Origin of the sequence: Erwinia sp. 9145, from assembly GCF_000745075.1 — a bacterium.
Classification (GTDB): domain Bacteria; phylum Pseudomonadota; class Gammaproteobacteria; order Enterobacterales; family Enterobacteriaceae; genus Erwinia; species Erwinia oleae.
Window position 1 is genome coordinate 4,059,599 of the sequence record NZ_JQNE01000001.1, and the last position, 20,257, is coordinate 4,079,855.

Below are 20,257 nucleotides of genomic sequence, written 5' to 3' on the forward strand. Positions count from 1 at the left end.
TCTTTTAATGAAATTTATCGGTAAAAAAATTTTCCTCTTTGTTGGTGCTCTTCATCTGATGAGCTGTAACGATCCTGAGTCGCAATATCTTTCAGGGTATTCCCACGCCGATTTTATCTATCTGTCCCATGCTGCTTCCGAAAAGGTGGAAGCGCTACTGGTCAGTAAGGGCGAACGGGTAGAAAAGGGCCAGCCGTTGGTAAAGATGGAAGGTTACACTTCACAAAATGCGTTGCGCATTGCGGAAAAGAATTATCAGGCTGAAAAGGCGCTGTTAACTAATCTGGAATCGGGAGAACGTCCCGATGAGTTAAGTATTATTTATGCTCAACTCGAACGTGCGCGTTCTGCTGCAAGGCTGGCAAAAAACCACCTTGAGCGCTATCAAAAGCTTTACGCCACTAAGGTGATTTCAGCCGCTGAACTGGAAAACGCACAAGAAGATCTGACGCAGAAAAAATCGCACGTTGATGAGCTGTCCAGGCAGTTAAAGGTTAAGCAGCTTCCCTCCCGACAGTCACAAATCGATAATCAGTCAGCGCGTGTTGAGTCCGCCAGATTGCAATGGGACAAAGCCGTTTGGGATAGTGAGCAAAGCATGATTGTTGCGCCCGTTGGCGCGCGCGTGCATGACATTATCTATCGCCAGGGTGAACGTGCCGCCGCCGGACAGCCTGTTATCAGTTTGCTGCCGCCTGAAAATATTAAAATACGCATTTATATTCCTGAAAAGAGGCTGGCCACTGTTCAGGTGGGAATGAAGGTGAGAATCTGGCTTGACGGCAGAGAAGAACCGGTGTCAGGACACATTAATTATATTAACCCTCAGGCCGAGTACTCTCCGCCGGTTATTTACAGCACGCATCGACGCGAAAAATTGATATTTATGGCTGAAGCCGTTCCTGACAAAGCGCAGGCGCAATACATAAATATTGGTCAGCCGGCGAGGGTGGAGATCGTTCCCAATGAGTGAGTTATGTATTGACGTAAACAATCTCAATAAATATTTCGGAAAAAATCACGTCGTAAAAGATTTTTCGCTGCAAGTGGCTAAAGGCGAAATATATGGTTTCCTTGGCCCCAACGGCAGCGGTAAAACCACCTCAATACGCATGATGTGCGGCCTGATTACGCCTGACTCGGGTGAAGGGCGATGCCTGGGCATGGACATTTTTACGCAGCGAGAGAGAATTAAAAGACGTATTGGTTATATGACCCAGCACTTTTCAATGTGGGGCAATCTTACCATACGCGAAAATCTGATGTTTATGGCCCGTCTGCATGGCCTGGAAGCGCGTAAGCAACGTGTGGAGCAGACGCTTGACGAGATGGGGCTGGCTTCCCGTCAGCATCAGCAGGCCAACATGCTCTCTGGTGGCTGGAAACAGAGGATGGCGCTGGCTGCCTGTATGCTGCATAAGCCTTCGCTGCTGTTTCTGGATGAGCCAACCGCGGGCGTCGATCCAAAGGCGCGAAGAGAGTTCTGGCAAACGTTGCATCACCTTTCTGCTGAGGGAATGTCCATTCTGGTTAGTACGCACTATATGGATGAAGCCGAGCGATGTCATAAAGTGGCTTATCTCTCTTACGGCAATTTGTTAGCCAGCGGTACGATTTCGTCGATTATTAAGGCGCAAAACCTTACCACCATACAAATACGCGGACGTTTCCTGACGGCCATCGAAAACAGATTGCAGAAAATTCCGGGCGTTGAGCAGACCGTTATATTTGGCAACTCGCTTTATGCAACGTCTGGTGAAAGAGAGAAATTAAAGGAAATCATCGCGCAGATTGTCTCTGCTGAATACGAGGTAAGTGAAGTAGATACCAACCTGGAAGATGCCTTTACCTGGCTAATGAAAAATAATGGTGATTAAAGGGATGTTTAATTTTTCGTTTATGCGCTGGCTGGGCGTGGTGATTAAGGAAATGCACGAACTACGCCGCGACAAAGTCAGTGTGGCAATGGTTTTCCTGACACCGCTTTTTCAGCTGGTCATTCTGGGTTACGCGGTAAATATGGATGCACGAAATATCCCCACCGCTTTGCTGAATTATGACTCCGGCCATCTGAGCCAGGTTTTTGTCGCCGCGGCGCAAAATACAGACTATTTTTCTATGCGTCCGGTCGCCAGTGAAGCGGAAGCACGAGAACTTTTTGTTAAGGGCGACGTGATATTCACCGTGACGATACCGGCAGGCTTTACCCGAAAAATCCTGCGGGGAGAGAAGCCTCAGCTGCTGGTTGAGGGGGATGCCATCGATCCGATGACCATTGGAAACGCGCTGAGCGCCATTGCTCAATCTTCGAAAACTATGCTTAACGGCGATCTCCCTCCCGCTTTAAAAGGTGCGGCGGGGAAAGATGTTTTCGATCTGATTATTCACCGTAAATTCAATCCGGAAGGGATTACGCAATACAATACTATCCCGGGTATTATCGGTTCGATACTGAGCACCACCCTGATTTTGATGACGGCACTGGCTATTACGCGTGAACGTGAAAATGGCGCGATGGAAAACTTACTGATTTCACCGGTAACGGGCTTTGAAGTCATAGTGGGTAAAATTACGCCGTTTGTGCTTATCGGGCTTTTTCAATCCCTGCTGATCCTTTTCTGTTCCGTGGTCATGTTTGGCATTCCCTTAGCGGGCAGCGTTTTCTTGCTGTTGACCATCCTGATTATTTACATCTTTCTTTGTCTGTCCATTGGCATCAGTATTTCAAGCGTGGCGCAAAATCAGCTTCAGGCGTTGCAGATGTCCTCGTTCTACTTTATTCCTTCTGTCATGCTCTCCGGTTTTATCAGCCCCTTTATCAGCATGCCCGCCTGGGCACAAATAATAGGGTCGTGCCTGCCGCTCACCTATTTTATCCGACTGATTAAAGGCGTTATGTTGAAAGGCTATACGCTGGCGGAACTTCTTCCCGACCTTTTGCCGATGTGTGCTATCGCGGTGGTAGTGATATTTATTGGTTTAAAAACCTATCGCAAGACGCTTGACTGAGTTACTGCCTGCAACGCAATCCTGTGCCAGACTTCAATCACCAGGGCTGGCATAGGCATTCGACGACGAAATCCGTATAATGCGCAGCCAATCATGATTTGCTAGCCGGAGAGAAACCATGCGTCCAGCAGGCCGAAGCGCGCAACAGGTGCGTCCCGTTAAACTGACTCGTCACTACACTAAACACGCCGAAGGCGCCGTTCTGGTTGAATTTGGCGATACCAAAGTGCTGTGTACCGCCACCATCGAAGAGGGCGTTCCGCGTTTTCTGAAAGGGCAGGGCCAGGGATGGGTGACCGCAGAATACGGCATGCTGCCGCGCGCCACACACAGCCGCAACGCGCGTGAAGCTGCTAAAGGCAAGCAGGGCGGCAGAACGCTGGAAATTCAGCGTCTGATTGCCCGTTCCCTGCGTGCGGCCCTCGATCTCAAGGCGTTGGGCGAATTTACGATTACGCTCGATTGCGACGTGCTTCAGGCCGACGGCGGCACCCGTACCGCGTCTATCACCGGTGCCTGCGTTGCGCTGGCAGATGCGCTTAATCACCTGGTTTCTGTCGGTAAACTTAAAGCCAGTCCGATGAAAGGCATGGTGGCGGCGGTTTCCGTTGGCATCGTCAACGGTGAAGCGCTCTGCGATCTTGAGTACGTTGAGGATTCCGCCGCCGAAACAGATATGAACGTCGTGATGACCGAAGACGGGCGAATGATTGAAGTGCAGGGAACGGCCGAGGGCGAGCCGTTCAGCCATGATGAGTTGCTTAACCTGCTGTCCCTCGCGCGAGGCGGTATTGATACGCTGATCGCGGCGCAGAAGGCCGCATTGCAAAACTGATGTTACCAGGCGACTTATGAGTCGCCTTTTTTATGAATGTGAGGAGCGAGAGATGAAAGCCTGGCAGCGCCAATTTATTGAATTCGCCATTAACAAGCAGGTGCTGAAGTTTGGTGAGTTCACGTTGAAATCAGGGCGTAAAAGCCCCTATTTTTTCAATGCAGGCCTGTTTAACACCGGCCGCGATCTGGCTTTGCTGGGGCGTTTTTACGCGCAGGCGCTGGTTGATTCCGGCATTGACTTCGATTTGATCTTTGGGCCTGCTTATAAAGGCATTCCTATTGCCACCACCACGGCCGTGGCGTTGGCCGATCATCACGACCGCGATGTCCCTTACTGTTTTAACCGTAAAGAGGCAAAAACACATGGTGAAGGCGGTACGCTGGTTGGCAGCACGCTCAGGGGACGCATCATGCTGGTTGATGATGTGATTACCGCGGGCACCGCGATCCGCGAGTCAATGGAAATTATTACGGCGAACAATGCCTCGCTGGCCGGCGTGCTGATTTCGTTAGATCGCCAGGAGCGTGGGCGTGGCGAGATGTCCGCTATTCAGGAAGTCGAACGTGATTATCATTGTAAGGTGATCTCGATCATTACCCTCAATGAGCTGATTGCCTATCTGGAGGAGAAGCCTGAACTGGCGGATCATCTGGCTTCGGTGCGCCATTATCGTCAAACGTATGGCATCTGATTATCAGGCGGGCCGGCTACTGCTGGCCCGTAACGCGTTATACCAACTGTGAAGCGAGTAGCGGCCAGCGGGTATCGAAGTCTACCGTTGGCCGGTAGCGAAATCCTGAACGTACAAAGCGGGAAAGCATACCTTCACAGAAAGCCAGTAGCTGGCTCGCCAGCAGCGTTTCGTCAGTGGTAAAGCCTTCGCCTTCGCGCATGACTTTTTCACGAAGTACCTGGCGTAGCTGCACTTCAATACGCTCAAACAGCTGATTGATGCGGCTTTGCAGGCGATCCTGTTCAAACATCAGCGCGTGGCCAGTCAGAATACGGGTCAGGCCTGGATTACGTTCGCCAAATCCAAGAATGAGTTGAATAATTAAACGCAGCCGCGGCAACGTCTCTTTTTCATCCTTTAAGATCAGATTGATGCGGGTAATCAGGCTGTCTTCGATAAATTCGATCAGGCTGTCAAACATCCGCGTTTTGCTGGGAAAGTGTCGATACAGTGCTGCTTCAGAGACGCCCACGCTGGCTGCAAGCTTGGCTGTGGTAATACGCTGGCTTCCATCGCTGGATTCCAGCATCTGCGCCAGCGCTTGCAGTATTTCTTCGCGACGATTCCTTTTCGCACTCTTTTTTTCTGCCATGTCCTGTAAAACCCCTGAAATATCACCTTGAACGGCAAATAGCCATGCAACATCCGCGAGCAGAGCGCTCACGGCGGAAAAAAGACAAGTTAATTGCTACAGGCGCGGAAAATAAACGGCTACTGGCGTCCTGAATGCCCGAAACCGCCTTCACCGCGAATGCTGGTATCAAAGGTCTCAACCACGTTGAAGTCAGCCTGTACAACCGGGACAAACACCATCTGCGCGATGCGCTCGCCCGGTTCGATAGTAAAGGCGTCCTGACTCCGGTTCCAGACCGAAACCATCAGCTGGCCCTGATAGTCAGAGTCAATCAATCCAACCAGATTACCCAGAACCACACCGTGCTTATGACCTAAACCGGAACGCGGTAAAATAACCGCTGCTAACTGCGGATCGCCGATATGTATCGCCAGCCCTGTAGGAATAAGCGTGGTCGCACCCGCCGCCAGAGAAACAGCCTCATCAAGGCATGCACGCAGATCGAGGCCCGCAGAACCGGTGGTGGCATAGGTTGGTAGCGGGAAGTCTTTCCCCACACGCGGATCTAAAATCTTAACGTCGATTTTTGTCGTCATAACGGCTGATTATCTCGTTCAGTAAAGTTTGGCCAAGGAGCGACTTGTCGCTGAGCGGCAAGGCTTTGTCTCCATTCTGCCAAAAAAGATGCAGGGCATTGGTATCACTGTTGAACCCCTGCCCGGCTTTTGAAACATCGTTAGCGCAAATTAAATCCAGATTTTTTCGTAGTCGTTTTTGTTGCGCGTATTCTTCCACATTCTGGGTTTCGGCGGCAAATCCGACCACATAGGGCCGTCCTTCCGTTTTAGTTGCCACACCGGCAACGATATCCGGGTTTTTTACCATCTTAAGGGTGATTTCATCACCCTGTTTTTTAATTTTTTCCGACGCAATCTCTTCCGCGCGGTAATCCGCTACCGCTGCCGTACCAATAAAAATCTGCTGTTGAGCGACGTCCGACATGACTGCTGACTGCATTTCCAGCGCGGTGGTGACGTCAACGCGTTTAACTCCCGGCGGCGTGCTCAAGGTTACCGGCCCACTCACCAGCGTGACGTTGGCGCCCCGCTTTGCGGCGGCGGCGGCAATAGCGAAACCCATCTTGCCTGAGCTGTGATTGCTGATGAAACGCACCGGGTCGAGCGCTTCGCGCGTTGGCCCGGCGGTGATCATAATATTCAGATGTTGCAGATCGGTTACGGGGGAAGACCACTTAACCGCCTCGTCGACAATGGCCAGCGGATCCAGCATACGGCCTGGCCCGACGTCGCCGCAGGCCTGGCTGCCGCTATCGGGCCCCCAGATAAGTACGCCGCGGTCAGCCAGCACCTGTAAATTGTGCTGCGTTGGCCGCGCGCGATACATTTGTTGATTCATGGCCGGGACAACGGCAATGGGCGCGGGCGTTGCCAGGCAGACGGTGGTCAGCAGGTCATTCGCCATGCCGACTGCGACCCGCGCGATCACATCGGCGGTGGCGGGAGCGAGAATGACTAAATCAGCCCATTTGCCCAGTTCAATGTGGCCCATAGCGGCTTCGGCCGCCGGGTCGAGCAGATCGTCAGAAACCGGATAGCCCGAGACCGCCTGAAGGCTGAGCGGCGTAATAAACGCTTTCGCCGCCTCGGTCATCACAACGTGAACGTCCGCGCCGCGATCGCGCAATCGTCTGACCAGTTCAGGTGTTTTATAGGCCGCAATGCCGCCGCTTACACCTAAAACGATGTGTTTACCGGTTAATCCCATCATGCTGTTTCCGCCCGTGAAGTCCGCCTGACGCGGCGACTTTCGCTCTGAAAAAAACTATTTTACCACACTCCTGAGCCTGCCTTTTAGCACGAGGTTGTCTTTGCGAGCCAGCTCGACATGCAGTAATGTATCTCTTGATGACTACTGTATATAATGCCATGATTTTTACCTTCCAGGAAGGAGCGATGAAAATGGATAAACAGTGGTTGGGCACACCGCCTCGTGAGAAGTTATTGCAGGGCGGCGCAGGCGCGTTAACCGATGCGGAATTGCTGGCTATTTTTTTGCGCACGGGCTGCAAAGGCGTGCATGTGATGACGCTGGCAGAGCAGCTTATTGCTGAGTTTGGCTCGCTGTATCAGTTGATGACCGCAGAAAAAAAAGCGTTTTCCCGCATCGACGGCGTGGGGACGGCCAAATATGCTCAGCTCAATGCCGTTGCTGAGTTGGCACGGCGCTTTTTTACCTGTAATGAAGCGTTAGAAAAATCGGTAATTGGCACCCCGACGGACATGCTTAATTACCTTTACAGCGCGCTGGCGCATCGGGAGCGCGAAATATTCATGGTTATCTTCTTCGATAATCAGCATCGGGTTATCGAGGCGAGCGAAATGTTTTCCGGCACGCTGAACAGCGTTGAAGTTCATCCGCGAGAGATTGTCCGGCAGGCGCTGAAGCGCAACGCGGCGGCGCTGGCGCTGGCTCACAACCATCCTTCCGGCATTGCGCAGCCCAGTAGGGCGGATCGTGATGTGACTCAGCAGGTCATTCTCGCCTGTCAGCTACTGAATATTCGGGTGCTGGACCATATTGTCATTGGGCGCGGTGAATATGTTTCTTTCGCTGAAAGAGGCTGGCTATCATGAACGTATAAGCGCCAGCGGGCTGATTTAACTACCAGATGCAGTAATTTTGCACGATCCGCAGGGATCTTTATCTGTTCGGGACTTGAGCACCAGCGCCGCAGGGCGTATACTACGCCACCTTTGAGAATCTCGGGTTTGGCATTGGGCCTGCTCAGCGGGTTCACATTGAACTCGCCTGGATGGGCTCCGAGCCTGACGAGGCGGCCAAGACCTTATTTTTAAAGCTCGAGCTGATTTGATTTTTGGAGAATAGACATGTCACGAGTTTGCCAGGTAACTGGAAAGCGCCCGGTGACCGGTAATAACCGTTCCCACGCAATGAACGCGACGAAACGCCGTTTCCTGCCTAACCTGCACTCTCACCGTTTTTGGGTTGAGAGCGAAAAGCGCTTCGTAACACTGCGCGTATCTGCCAAAGGCATGCGCGTAATTGATAAGAAGGGTATTGATACGGTTTTGGCCGATCTGCGTACCCGCGGTGAGAAGTACTAAGGTAAGGAACTGAAACATGGCTAAAGGTATTCGTGAGAAGATCAAGCTGGTTTCTTCTGCTGGTACAGGTCACTTCTATACCACCACGAAGAACAAACGTACTAAGCCGGAAAAACTGGAACTGAAGAAATTCGATCCTGTTGTCCGCCAGCACGTGATCTACAAAGAAGCTAAAATCAAGTAATTGATGTTAGTGGATTAGAAAAACCTCGCTTCGGCGGGGTTTTTTCATTTATATCACCGCAGCAAGGGAGATGAGGTAATGCCGGAACTACCGGAGGTTGAAACCAGTCGGCGTGGAATTGAGCCGCATCTCGTCGGCGCCACGATCCTTCATGCCATCGTGCGTAACGGGCGCCTGCGCTGGCCGGTTTCTCAGGAAATTCACGCGCTGGCCGACCAGCCCGTTATGAGCGTGCAGCGCAGAGCGAAGTATCTGTTGCTGGAGCTGCCTCACGGCTGGATTATTATCCATCTGGGCATGTCAGGCAGCCTGCGCGTGTTGCCTGAAGCGCTTCCCGCCGCCAAACACGATCACGTTGACCTGGTGATGAGCAATGGCAAAGTGCTGCGCTATACCGATCCGCGTCGATTTGGCGCCTGGCTGTGGAGTAGCGATTTGGCCGCCAGCAACGTGTTGGCGCATCTTGGCCCGGAACCCCTCAGCGACGCGTTTTCTGCGGAGTATCTGTATGAAAAATCGCGCGGCAGGCGCACGCCTGTGAAACCCTGGCTGATGGATAACAAACTGGTGGTAGGCGTCGGTAACATCTATGCCAGCGAGTCACTGTTTGCTGCGGGGATCCATCCCGATCGTCCTGCTATGGCGATCGGTGTCGATGAGGCGGCGCTGCTGGTGAATACCATCAAAGCCGTGCTGCTGCGTTCGATTGAGCAGGGCGGCACCACGCTGCGCGATTTCCTGCAAAGTGATGGCAAACCCGGCTATTTCGCGCAGGAATTGCAGGTTTATGGTAGGGCCGGGGAACCGTGCCGCCTGTGCGGCACGCCGATTGAAAGCGCGAAACACGCGCAGCGCAGCACCTTCTTTTGTCCGCACTGCCAGCAGTAGAGAGCGTACTCAGAGCTTCGCCAACAGCGCCTTCAGCACAGGATCAGGCAAGAAGGCGCTGACGTCACCGCCGTGGCGCGCAACTTCTTTCACCAGAGAAGAAGAGATAAAAGAGTATTTTTCTGACGGCATCAGAAAAACGCTCTCAAGCGTAGGTAAAAGATGGCGATTCATGTTCGCTAACTGCATCTCATATTCAAAATCGGAAACGGCGCGCAGACCGCGGATGAGCACATTTGCCTGCTGGTCGCGGGCAAAATTCGCCATCAGATCGCTAAAACCAATCACTTCTACAGTGGGCAGATGGGCCACCACCTGCTCTGCCAGCGCAACGCGTTCCTCAAGAGAAAACATCGGTTTTTTACCGGGGCTGGCGGCGATAGCCAGCACCAGCCGGTCAAACATCAGCGCTGCGCGCGTCACGATATCCAGATGACCGTTAGTCATCGGGTCGAAGGTTCCAGGGTAAATCGCTTTTATACTCACAGGCCCCCCTTACTGGCGTGAGAAGAATGATTGAGCGCCCACAACGCCGCGTACTTATTGAAGGTGTACTGCGCGTTGACGACGGCCAGCAGCCAGCCCTGCTTCCCGTCCAGAAAACCGGCGCGAAGCACCAGCGTTTTCAGAAAGGCACCCAGCGTATGGGCAAACACCGCCACAATGCCGCAGCGCTTGCCCTGATGATGGCGCTGCTTCGCCCATGCTTCGGCGTAGGCAAACTGTTTCCACTGAAAGGCGGAGAAGTCACGGCAGGTCAGATGCAGCAGGTCGCCTTTAAGCGGCGTCACCGACGCGCCCTGAACATCCAGCGATTCATGCACCTGGTGATCGTTGTAGTGATAGTGGGCGGGATAGAGCCGGATAACGCGATCGGGATACCAGCCGCTGTGCCGCATAAAGCGTCCCAGGAACAGGTTGCGTCTTCCCAGGCTGTAAATGGCGGCAGGCTGCGTTAACGCATGTTGAATAGCGGCGCGTAGCTCAGGCGTCACGCGCTCATCCGTATCAATCATTAATATCATCTGATGGCTGGCGTAGCGTTGCGCCAGCTGGCGCTGTTTACCGTAGCCATGCCAGGCGTGCGAATGAAAAACCTTCGCGCCATGTCTCGCGGCAATGTCAGGCGTACCGTCGCTGCTGCCGGAATCCAGCACAATGATTTCATCCGCCCAGCTCACGGACTCCAGACACTCTGGCAGCAGGTCGGCAGCGTCTTTGGCAATCATCACCACGGAAAGAGGCTGTGAAGACATTTAATGGTTCCGCTGTGGCAGATAGGGTTCGAGTAACTGTAGCAGACGCTGAAGCGCGCCCTGATTTTGATGCAGCACGTCCACCGCATGACGCCCGTAGTACAAACGATAGTCTTCATCGGTCAGCAGCGTACTGATTTCCTTATCCAGCGACGCGGCGTCGGTGACGGTGATCAGCCCGTCCGCGCGCTGGAGTCTTGCGCAAATGTCTTTGAAATTAAAGGTGTGCGGCCCCATCAGGACGGGCAGGGCATGCGCGGCCGCTTCAAGCGGATTATGGCCGCCGCGCTCCACCAGGCTTCCGCCAACGAAAGCCAGATCGGCAATGCCGTACAGCAGCATCAGTTCGCCCATGGTATCGCCAATCACCACCTGGGTGCTGCCGGAAGGGATCTCCCCGCTGCTGCGAAGGATAAAACTCAGTCCGGCTTTTTGTGTCATTTCGCGCGCGGTGGAGAAGCGTTCAGGGTGACGCGGCACCAGGATCAGCAGCAGTTCAGGAAAGCGTTCCAGCAGCCGGCGGTGCGCATCCAGAACGATATTTTCTTCACCCTCGTGCGTGCTGGTAGCTATCCAGACCGGCCTGCGCGGCGCCCACTGCCGACGCAACGTTATTGCGCGGGCGGCCAGTTCCGGCGTAACGGAGATATCAAACTTCAGGCTGCCGGTAACGGTGAGCTGCGACCGCTTCAGCCCCAGGCTGATGAACCGTTCGCCGTCTTCCTCATTTTGCGCCGCAATCAGGGTGATGCGTTGCAGGAGATCCCGCATAAACCTGCCCAGCTTTTTGTAGCCTTTCGCCGAGCGTTCGGAGAGCCGGGCATTGGCGATAACCAGCGGGATTTTGCGTGCCTGAAGCAGCGCGATCATATTTGGCCACAGCTCGGTTTCCATAATAATGACCAGCCGTGGATTAACGTTATCCAGAAAACGATTCATTGCGCCGGGCAGGTCATAGGGCAGATAAACGTGATGCACGTCTTTACCAAACGCCGAGGCGGCGCGCTCTGAACCGGTTGGCGTCATGGTGGTGACCGTAATGGGCATTGAAGGATAGCGATGACGCAGGGCTCTGACCAGCGGAACGGCGGCCAGCGTTTCACCCACGGAAACGGAGTGCAGCAGAATGCCGTCCGGTTTAACTTTGCCCGCGCAATAGCCGTAGCGCTCCGCCCAGCGTTTACGATAGGCAGGGGCTTTGCGGCCTCGCAGCCAGAGCCGGAGCCAGATGAAGGGCTGAATAAGATACAGCAGGACGGTGTAAAGTGTTGTCATCACAATATTTAGCGCGAGAAGCTCACGAGATCGTGCCGGAAACAATACGGCATGTTATCAGATAACTCTTCTCCGCTCACACAACTTCATCAGGGCTGCTGCAACACCTGTTGATACAGCGCATGAAGTTGCGTCGCCAGCCGCTGTGGCGAGCAGGAGAGCACGCGCTCGCGCGCCGCATCGCCCATTTCGCTGCGTTCATCTCTTCGTGGAATCGCGTTCGCCGCTGCGGTTAACGCAGGCACGTCCAGCGCGTCGCAAACAAAACCCTGCTGGCCGTTAGTGATGAACTCGGCGCCGCCGCAGGTGAAACTGGTGATCACCGGTAATCCGCACGCCATCGCTTCGAGGATCACGTTTGGAAAGGGATCGTAAAGGGTGGGCAGCATCAGCCCGTCGGCCGCGTGATAAAAAGGGATGACGTCATGCTGCACGCCCGCGAAGTGGATACGCTGCTGGCAGCCCAACTTCTTCGCGAGGTTGTTGTAAAGTGACTGCTGCTTGTCCTGTCCGACCACCAGTAAATGCGCATCGGTGGCAGCCAGCGCTTCGATGCACGCCTTCAGCCCTTTGCGCTCGAAGCCGGAACCGACATAGATAAAAACGTTGGCTTTGCCAGGCAATCCGAGTTTTTCACGCGATGCGTTACGCTCTGCCGCGCTGGCGGGAGTGAAGCGCTGCGCGTCGATCGCATTATAAATCACCGCGAACTTCTCTTCCGGCACCTGAAAGCAGCGCATGATGTCGTTTTTTACCATCAGGGAATTGCAGATGATTTTTTTCAATGACGGATCGCGGAACATCGCCTCTTCCGCCGCCATCACGTAGCGATGATAGCCGCTGAGCGAGGTCAATATGCGCTGCACCGGCGACACAACGCGCGCACGCTGCTCGAGCCACACGCGGTGCACGCCGTCGCCGGCGCGGAAAATATCGCAACCGGCAATGCGTTCGTGACTCTGTACGATATCAAATTTTTCACGCTGCCAGCAGGCGCGCGCTGCTTCGGCAAAGCCGCGCTCGCGCGAAATACGTCCCCACTTTTTGGGATTGCAGATGTGCAGATGCCAGTCCGGTTTCGGTTCGCCCTGCCAGCTACGGGTAATGATGTTCAGTTCAAGGCGCTCATCGTCCAGCGCCTCAAGCGCACGCGCGATAAAACGCTCTGCGCCGCCGTCGGGGCGGTACTTTTGACGGACTATCGCCAGCCGGACTTTACTCATGCAGAAAACTCCTTGCGGCGTTCACCACGTCCTCAACCGGGATGGCGGAAAGGTAGCGAAGAGACGTTTTGGTATCGATGCTGTCCGGCGAGGGCAGCGGCGCATAGTCGCCCGCCCAAATCACCCGATTATGCTCGCCCCAGGGACGCCATTGCGTCAGTTTGGTCGGGCCGAACAGCGCGATGCAGGGCGTATTGAGCGCCGCAGCCATGTGCATGGGGGCGGAGTCCACGCCGATAAACAGCCGGGCGTGATCGATAAGCGACGCCAGCTGCGGAAGGGTAAGTTGCCCTGCCAGCGAGACAGCATGGCGGTTATGGCATAGCGAAAGAATGTGCTCAATCATCGCCAGCTCCTTCTTGTCCGGCGCGGCGGTCAGGACAATATCCGTATCGGCTGCCTCAAGCGCGTCAATCAGCTCCGCCATCTTCGCATCTTCCCAACACTTATAGGTCCAGCGTGAGGTGGGCTGGATCACGATATAAGGTCGCGACGTTGTCTGATGCAGTGCCAGCGCCGCCTGCGTTTTCTGCCAGTCGCTTGCGTCGTAGTGCATCGCCACAGACTGGCCTTCAGAGGCAATGCCAAGCGGCGCCAGCGCCACAAGATTCTGTTCAACGGTATGAAGCTGGCTGTGTCGCTCGGTGGAAACGCGGTGGGTATGTGCCTGTTGCCACAGCAGGTTGCGGCGCTTTTTGTAATCAAAGCCAATCCGCACGTTTGCACCGGACAGACCGGTTACGATCGCGCTGCGCCACTGGTCGGCAAGGTTAATCACCAAATCGTAATGGCAGCGACGTAGCGTTTTAACCAGCGCCATCTCATGGCGGAGATGCCTGACGACTCCCTCATTTTTCCATTTGCGATCGATAACGTGCAGATGGCGAATGGCCGGATGCGCCTGAAGCATCGGCATCGTCTCCTTATACAGGAGCACGTCAATAGCCGCCTGCGGATAACGCTGGCGAAGCGCATGAATAACCGGCGTGGTAAGCAGCATGTCGCCATGATGGCGCAGCTTAATCAGCAGGATGTTTTGCGGCGCGAACGCGTCAGGGATCGGTTGAGGCGTAGCCATACTCAATTTTCTCGAAGTGAACCGGGGGCGATTGTAAGGGAAACGCCGGAAAGGGGAAAGCCGGCGGATATCATCGACGTCGCCAGCGGTAGAGACGGCTCAGCCACAGCAGCAGCTGATACCATTGCCGCAGGCCGCGAGCGTTTCGCAGCATACGGGCGGGCGTGCGGGTGGCGAACAGGTCGGCGATGATCGCCTGCCGCGCGTCGGCATCCGGTTCGCGACGGACGGCATGACAAACGGTCAGCGCTTCTCGCGTCACCTGACGGTAAATCTCAGGGTAGATTTTCACCCGATGGCGATAGCGCTGATTGATCTCATCCAGCATCTGCGCAATCTTCAGATAGTGCCGTTGGTACTCGACATTGCGCTGGCCGGTGCGCTTCTGGTTGCTGATGGACTGGTCATGTACGTAGTAGCGGTACATCACCTCGTCGGTGTAGCGCACGCGACGCGCGTTCAGCATCAGCTCGGTGGTCCAGGGAATGTCCTGATGATGCAGGCCCGGCTCAAACAGCAGATTCAATTGCCTGATTAGCGACAGCCGATAAATACCCAGCCAGACCACGTGCAGATAGCGGTTCGTCGCCAGCGCTTTGCTGAGCCACGCAGAGCCGTCCATAACGCCGGTGGACTGAAGTCTGTCGTCGGGGATCAGCACTTTGGCCTTGCCCGAACCCGTGAAAAAGCGCTCGGCATTGCATTGGGCGACATCCAAATCGTCCGCTTCCGCCATTGCGATCAGCGTGCTGTACAGGTTGGGCGAGAGCGTATCGTCGGCATCCGGAAAGGTGACGTACTTACCGCGCGCAATGGCAAGACCCGCATTGCGCGCGCGGGAGACGCCGCCGTTTTGCTGATCGATAACCTGAACGTGCGCATGTTCTGCGGCGTAACGATGCGCCATTTCCGCCGACACATCGGTCGATCCGTCGTTGACAATGATGACTTCAATGCTTTTAAGCGTCTGTTCAAGCAGAGAGGTCATAAACGCCTGAAAGCTGTTCCCGGCATTGTACATGGGAATGATAACGCTCAGCGTCGGAGGTGAAGCTTCTGAATGCAGGATCATACTCAGCGTGACATCTTAGTTTGCTCGGCCAGCACTGGCTGTCTGGCGACGATAAAGTGATAAATATCATCAAGTTTTCGCTGATTAAGCTCGTAAAGCTTTTCAACAGGTTGATGAAACTGGTAAAGCGCATGGAAAACAAAAGAAGAGGCCGAAATATGATCCGGGCCAATCAGCAGTACGTCCCCGAGCGGGCGCTGTTCTTCAACGCAACACGGGCCGTAAATCAGGATCACCGGTACGTTTTGCGCGTCGGCAATGTAGACGTTGCCGGAGTCGGAAGCGACGTAGAAATCCATGTTGCCGATCGCCCACGGCAGCCCTTCCAGCTTTACTTTGCCGATCAGGTTGATGACGTTTTCAGGCTCGCCGACAACCTTCATCAGGTCATGGTATCTCGGCAGTTCCCCCGGTGAACCGAAAACATAAAACAGGCAGGGCAGATCGCTGAGCCGGTCGAACAGCCGTTTCCAGACGACCGGGGGAATGGTTTTTGCCTGGTTGCCCGCAGAGATACTGATGCCAATTTTGATTTTGTCGTTACGGAAAACGTCCCCGGGCGTGTCCTGTGGTTTCAGTAACGGCAGGGTGGCGTGTTTAGGATAGCTCTCTCTGGTCAGGGAGCGATCGGCCAGCTTAAGGTAGTTTTCCAGCGTGAGCGTATTTTTCTCATGATTCACCGTGCCAGAAGCGGTCAGATAAAAGATCGCCTGATACCACTTACGGCGGTAGGTCGTGAGAAACTGCTTGTTACCGGCATTGCAGCAGGCGGCAAAAAACAGGTTGGCATTATTCGGTAGCAGCAGGTAGACATTTTCGTAACGATTCATCAGCCGAAGCGCCAGTTTGAGCCTGGCCAGCGTGTTGGTTTTATGATCTTCGATATAAAACAGCGCGTCCAGCGTGGCGTCATGCTTCGCAAGGGGAGCAACCGAATGGCTGATTAACGCATCGCTATGCTGTAAATGACTGAGCAGCGGCGTAATATTAATGAAATCACCGATTTTTGCCGTCTGAATAACCAGATTGCGGGACGTTGCTTTCCGCCTGAGCTTCATCAAAAGCTTCACCGGTAAAAGAAGAATAAACAGCAGGACATAATTCACGCTCTTTTCTCCCTGAGCGAACGGACAACGCCTCTGTAACCGGGGCGCTGATAAGAAGGCTGAACACCAGCCCCATAACAATAATGAGAGCTCAGATAGCCGTTCCAGAATGTGAGCGTTATCATGGGCTTAGGCCTTGTAGATAAAGTCTTGAACGTGTGTCATCCGTGGAACCTGTCGTCACTGATGCGGCGATGCAGACTAAGGGCGACATTAAAGAGTAAAATTTTACGGCTCACTCATTTTTTATTTATCAAATCAACATACTGATTGCATATCTTTTCAATGCTGTAGGCGTCGAGATCCAGATCGGCGATGTTCGGAGGCGTGAAATATACTTCACGAATCGTCTCTGCCAGAGAAGCCACATTCATTTCAGCCAGGCCGCGGCTTAAATCGCCGGTCATGATACTGATTGGCCCGCCGGGGCAGCGCGTACTCACCACCGCCGTCTGGCAAATCAGCGCCTCCACCAGCACATTGCCAAAACCTTCGCTATCAGAACTGACAATCAACAGCTTTGCATGGCGGATGTAGGGATAGGGATTGGCGATAAACCCTTTAAAAAGGACGCGATCGTTAATACCCAGCTCATCCACCAGCTGCGTGATTTTATCGGTCGATTCACTGCTTCCCTGCCCAATCAGCAGCAGTTTTGCGGTCAGACCGCTGGCGGCATAGGCACGCAACAGGCGATCGTGACGCTTGGTCTGATGAAAGCGTCCGACATGGATAACATAATCCTCGTTCGCCATATCGCAGGGGTCAAGTGAGAGCTGGCGGACGGCGTCAAAATCAAACGGATTAAATATCACACGTTCGCGCCGGGGTTTTACATAAAAAGAGCTTTTCAGATCGTCCAACACGAATTGCGACACGCCAATGAGGTTGCGATCCTGATAAACGCAGCGCGTTTTGAATTTTTTAAGCCATAACGAAAAACCGCTGCGGCGCGCCAGATAAGAGGCAGAAAACACGCCATGCAGGCAAAACCACGTTTTTTCAGGTTCAAGCACTTTCGAGCGGCTGACGATGCGATCGGTTTTGTGCAGATGTGAAACAATCAGATCGTAGCGCCCGCCGGACTGCTCTGCTGCCTTAATCGCCTTATCGAGAAGGGCGGCACGGCGATGCAGTTCCGTCAGCTTGCGCCAGGGCTTTTTGCAGCGGTCTTCTATTACCTGATAATCCACTTGAGCCGGCATCGGGTAATCACAGACGGTGCGCAGGGAAAAAAGCGAGACGCGATGCCCGCGTTCGATCAGCCCTTTTGACAGGCTCAGCACCACCTTTTCTGCTCCGCCGCCCGGCAGACCGTCAATGATCAGCAATATGCGCTTGGACAATTTTTTATCCTTTAAAAGAGAAGACACAGCCGCATTGCAGTGCTGTTGTTTCAGGTGCGCCAGGCATCCTGATGAGTAACATCTGTTTGTTACCTGATTTGACCCGCACCGACTTCAAAGCATTATTGTTTCCATGGCAAAGATAATCTTAGAAAATTAATAAAGATAGTGCTACAGGGAATCTCTTCGTCAGCGTCGGTAGCGGTAAATCTCTTTGCGTCGCGCATAACGGCTGCGTAACATACCCTAAAGGCATTATGGAGCCCGTCAACGGCATGAATAAACCTGCATTTATTATCACCATTGATACCGAAGGGGATAACCTCTGGCGTAATCGCAGTGGCAATGTGACGACCGAAAACGCGCGCTTTCTCGGCCGCTTTCAGCAGTTATGTGAAAAATACGCCTTTAAACCGACCTGGCTGACGAACTATGAAATGGCGATCGATCCGGTTTTTATCGCGTTTGCGAAGGAGGTTATCGCACGCGGCACGGGCGAAATTGGCATGCATCTCCACGCGTGGAACAGCCCGCCAGACTTCAGGCTGACCGACAACGACTGGCAATTCCAGCCCTATCTTGTCGAATATCCACGGGATGAGATGCACAGAAAAGTGGCTTTTATGACCCGTCTGCTGGAAGAGACGTTTCAGACCAAAATGCTCAGCCATCGGGCAGGACGCTGGGCATTTAATGAAGCCTATGCGCAAATTCTGATTGAATTCGGCTATCGCGTTGACTGTTCCGTCACGCCGCGCGTGAACTGGCAGTTTTCGCCCGGCGCGCCGCAGGGGAAGGGCGGCACCGACTATACGCATTTTCCACAGCACGCCTACTACCTTGATCCAGCGGATATTTCACGGCCGGGGCGTTCTTCACTGCTTGAAGTGCCGATGAGCACCCTTTATAAACATTCGGCAATGATGAATGGTATCAGGCAGGGTTACGATCGGCTGCGGGGTAAAAGACGAAGCCCGTCCGTTTACTGGCTGCGCCCGACCGGCGGCAACGTACAGCAAATGATCCACGTGGCGGAAAAAACGCTGGCGGGCGGTGCGGACTACGTCGAATTCATGCTGCACTCGTCTGAATTTATGCCTGATGGCAGCCCAACCTTCAAAACCGAAGCGGATATTGACCGTCTTTATGAAGACCTGGAGCACCTGTTTATCTGGTTGCAAACGCGAACCGTCGGCATGACGCTGGCGGACTATGCCCTGGCGAAATCGGCGCTGACGTAATTAATTGCTCCATTTTTCTGAGAACCATTATGCAAATCAGTGAAAACAATAAAGCGCGCTTTCGGGCAGCCCTTTACTTTCTGGCCCTCGGCGGCGCGTTGCTTTCTGTCATGCTGACATTTATGGATGTGAAATCAGCGAAAGTTTCTTTTTACTGGACGTTTTATTTCTCGCTGGCAGGCGTGCTCTTTCACTATAAACAGTATGATCGCTCGCGGCTTTGGCTGTTGGGGCTTTTGCTCGCGTTCGGGCTGACGAAAGTGATTTGGTTTTACTGGGAATATCTGGGCAAAGTAAACTTCAATCCCTATAACGATTATCTGAACGCAGGAAAACGTCTTCTCCTCGCCGGCGTAATCGGCTACTGGCTGTTCGGCCAGATGCACAGATTCCAACGACGTTCACTGGATTTTATTCGCTACGGACTGCTCATCGGGTTCGCGGCCGCCACGATTTTTGGCTTTTATCAGTATTTCGGCAGCGCCAGCCGCGTCGAATTTGCGCTTAATCGCGCCACCATTTCGGCCTATGGTTATGCGATGCTCTCGATGATGGTGCTGTTTCTGCTGGCGGCAGAGAGGCACACGCTGATAAACATTCTCGCCTGCCTGGGCATCTTTTTGCTCTCCTATTTCGTACTGATGCAGACAGGTACGCGAAATATGATAGTCGCCTATCCGCTCATCATTCTGGCGGTCGGAGTAGTGCAGTTCCGCCACTTTGGATGGAAAACTCTTTTTGCGGTGATTGTTACGCTCGGCGTCCTTCTTTCACTTAGCTATAAACCGGTCATCAAGCCCCGGATCGACAGGACATTGAGCGAATATACGATTTATGAGAACAACGACGGGAATGAAAATGGTTCTCTGACCACCCGCCTGGCGATGTGGAAGGTAGGGGCATACTGCCTGCAACAACATCCGTTTGGCATGAATTCAGAAGCACGCACGGCCTGTTTTGAGCACTACGTGAACACCTATCATAAAGACAAGGTTTCTTTGATCTATGAGAAAGTGCACCTTCATAATGAGGTTCTGGATACCGCCAGCCTTCAGGGCATTCAGGGCGCTGTTGTTTTGCTGCTGTTCTACTTTGCGCCGATCGTTTATGCGCTGCGCAGACGTAATGCCTTATTGCTGGCGGTGATGCTCGGCGTCGTTGTCAGCGGTTTAACCGATGTGGTGTTTATCAGCCGTGAGTTAACCGTGTGTGTCGCGCTGATGATGATTATTGCTGAGATATGGCGCGCGCAAACCCGTTCCGACCTCAGACGCTGATTCTTTTGCTC

At 53.6% G+C, this 20,257-nt stretch carries 22 protein-coding genes; 11 read left to right on the forward strand and 11 right to left on the reverse strand.

The annotated features are described in order from the left end of the window. Positions 1–7 precede the first annotated feature (7 nt). From FA91_RS19075 to pyrE, 5 genes are all read left to right on the forward strand, one after another. The gene (locus tag FA91_RS19075; protein WP_156103107.1) at positions 8–973 is read left to right on the forward strand and encodes an HlyD family efflux transporter periplasmic adaptor subunit; all 966 of its coding nucleotides are present in this window, start codon (positions 8–10) and stop codon (positions 971–973) included. Then, positions 966–1,877, forward strand: coding sequence for an ABC transporter ATP-binding protein (locus FA91_RS19080; protein ID WP_034918387.1), 912 nt, complete (start codon positions 966–968; stop codon positions 1,875–1,877). Before FA91_RS19075 ends, FA91_RS19080 begins: the two co-directional genes overlap by 8 nt. A gap of 4 nt (positions 1,878–1,881) precedes the next feature. Next, positions 1,882–3,009 carry an ABC transporter permease gene (locus FA91_RS19085; RefSeq protein ID WP_034919584.1) on the forward strand — a complete coding sequence of 376 codons (1,128 nt, stop codon included), beginning with the start codon at positions 1,882–1,884 and terminating at the stop codon, positions 3,007–3,009. Positions 3,010–3,127: 118 nt separating this feature from the next. Further along, complete coding sequence (rph, locus tag FA91_RS19090) at positions 3,128–3,844, forward strand: ribonuclease PH (protein WP_034918388.1); 717 nt, start codon at positions 3,128–3,130, stop codon at positions 3,842–3,844. A 52-nt stretch (positions 3,845–3,896) separates the two neighbouring features. Further along, complete coding sequence (gene pyrE, locus FA91_RS19095; RefSeq protein ID WP_034918390.1) at positions 3,897–4,538, forward strand: orotate phosphoribosyltransferase; 642 nt, start codon at positions 3,897–3,899, stop codon at positions 4,536–4,538. 37 nt (positions 4,539–4,575) lie between these two features. Here pyrE and slmA read toward each other — a convergent pair whose 3' ends face one another. The 3 genes from slmA to coaBC all read right to left on the reverse strand — a co-directional run bounded on the left by slmA (position 4,576) and on the right by coaBC (position 6,939). Then, positions 4,576–5,172, reverse strand: coding sequence for a nucleoid occlusion factor SlmA (gene slmA, locus FA91_RS19100; protein ID WP_034918392.1), 597 nt, complete (start codon positions 5,170–5,172; stop codon positions 4,576–4,578). 119 nt (positions 5,173–5,291) lie between these two features. Next, a complete protein-coding gene (gene dut, locus FA91_RS19105) occupies positions 5,292–5,750 on the reverse strand; it encodes a dUTP diphosphatase (RefSeq protein ID WP_034918394.1) in 459 nt (152 codons plus the stop codon). Then, positions 5,728–6,939 carry a bifunctional phosphopantothenoylcysteine decarboxylase/phosphopantothenate--cysteine ligase CoaBC gene (gene coaBC / locus FA91_RS19110; RefSeq protein WP_156103127.1) on the reverse strand — a complete coding sequence of 404 codons (1,212 nt, stop codon included), beginning with the start codon at positions 6,937–6,939 and terminating at the stop codon, positions 5,728–5,730. The genes dut and coaBC overlap by 23 nt, the downstream gene beginning before the upstream one ends. Positions 6,940–7,133: 194 nt before the next feature. Between coaBC and radC the strand changes: the two genes are divergently transcribed. From radC to mutM, 4 genes are all read left to right on the forward strand, one after another. Continuing rightward, entirely contained in the window at positions 7,134–7,808 is a 675-nt protein-coding gene (gene radC, locus FA91_RS19115) for a DNA repair protein RadC (RefSeq protein ID WP_034919586.1), read from the forward strand. A 255-nt stretch (positions 7,809–8,063) separates the two neighbouring features. Next, positions 8,064–8,300: a 50S ribosomal protein L28 gene (rpmB, locus tag FA91_RS19120; RefSeq protein WP_034918399.1), complete on the forward strand. Its 237-nt coding sequence runs from the start codon at positions 8,064–8,066 to the stop codon at positions 8,298–8,300. A 16-nt stretch (positions 8,301–8,316) separates the two neighbouring features. Further along, positions 8,317–8,484, forward strand: coding sequence for a 50S ribosomal protein L33 (gene rpmG / locus FA91_RS19125; RefSeq protein ID WP_001051798.1), 168 nt, complete (start codon positions 8,317–8,319; stop codon positions 8,482–8,484). A gap of 78 nt (positions 8,485–8,562) precedes the next feature. Further along, entirely contained in the window at positions 8,563–9,372 is an 810-nt protein-coding gene (mutM, locus tag FA91_RS19130; protein ID WP_034918403.1) for a bifunctional DNA-formamidopyrimidine glycosylase/DNA-(apurinic or apyrimidinic site) lyase, read from the forward strand. Between the two features lie 9 nt (positions 9,373–9,381). Here the strand turns inward: mutM and coaD are convergent, their stop codons facing one another. From coaD to FA91_RS19170, 8 genes are all read right to left on the reverse strand, one after another. Beyond that, on the reverse strand, positions 9,382–9,858 hold the full coding sequence (gene coaD / locus FA91_RS19135; protein ID WP_034918406.1) for a pantetheine-phosphate adenylyltransferase: 477 nt from the start codon (positions 9,856–9,858) through the stop codon (positions 9,382–9,384). Then, complete coding sequence (locus tag FA91_RS19140; RefSeq protein ID WP_034918407.1) at positions 9,855–10,628, reverse strand: glycosyltransferase family 2 protein; 774 nt, start codon at positions 10,626–10,628, stop codon at positions 9,855–9,857. The genes coaD and FA91_RS19140 overlap by 4 nt, the downstream gene beginning before the upstream one ends. Continuing rightward, on the reverse strand, positions 10,629–11,903 hold the full coding sequence (gene waaA, locus FA91_RS19145; RefSeq protein ID WP_034918409.1) for a lipid IV(A) 3-deoxy-D-manno-octulosonic acid transferase: 1,275 nt from the start codon (positions 11,901–11,903) through the stop codon (positions 10,629–10,631). A gap of 89 nt (positions 11,904–11,992) precedes the next feature. After that, positions 11,993–13,126, reverse strand: a complete 1,134-nt coding sequence (locus FA91_RS19150; protein WP_034918411.1) for a glycosyltransferase family 4 protein — start codon at positions 13,124–13,126, stop codon at positions 11,993–11,995. Next, positions 13,119–14,204: a putative lipopolysaccharide heptosyltransferase III gene (gene rfaQ, locus FA91_RS19155; protein ID WP_034918414.1), complete on the reverse strand. Its 1,086-nt coding sequence runs from the start codon at positions 14,202–14,204 to the stop codon at positions 13,119–13,121. The genes FA91_RS19150 and rfaQ overlap by 8 nt, the downstream gene beginning before the upstream one ends. A gap of 70 nt (positions 14,205–14,274) precedes the next feature. Continuing rightward, positions 14,275–15,276, reverse strand: a complete 1,002-nt coding sequence (locus tag FA91_RS19160; RefSeq protein ID WP_034918416.1) for a glycosyltransferase — start codon at positions 15,274–15,276, stop codon at positions 14,275–14,277. Positions 15,277–15,278: 2 nt separating this feature from the next. Then, positions 15,279–16,382 carry a glycosyltransferase family 9 protein gene (locus FA91_RS19165; RefSeq protein WP_034918418.1) on the reverse strand — a complete coding sequence of 368 codons (1,104 nt, stop codon included), beginning with the start codon at positions 16,380–16,382 and terminating at the stop codon, positions 15,279–15,281. A 239-nt stretch (positions 16,383–16,621) separates the two neighbouring features. Next, positions 16,622–17,728 carry a glycosyltransferase gene (locus FA91_RS19170; RefSeq protein ID WP_197060505.1) on the reverse strand — a complete coding sequence of 369 codons (1,107 nt, stop codon included), beginning with the start codon at positions 17,726–17,728 and terminating at the stop codon, positions 16,622–16,624. A 275-nt stretch (positions 17,729–18,003) separates the two neighbouring features. Here FA91_RS19170 and FA91_RS19175 point away from each other — a divergent pair, with 275 nt between their 5' ends. After that, a complete protein-coding gene (locus FA91_RS19175; RefSeq protein WP_034919588.1) occupies positions 18,004–18,969 on the forward strand; it encodes a deacetylase in 966 nt (321 codons plus the stop codon). Between the two features lie 29 nt (positions 18,970–18,998). Further along, positions 18,999–20,246, forward strand: coding sequence for an O-antigen ligase family protein (locus FA91_RS19180; RefSeq protein ID WP_034918420.1), 1,248 nt, complete (start codon positions 18,999–19,001; stop codon positions 20,244–20,246). The last annotated feature ends 11 nt before the right edge of the window (positions 20,247–20,257 follow it).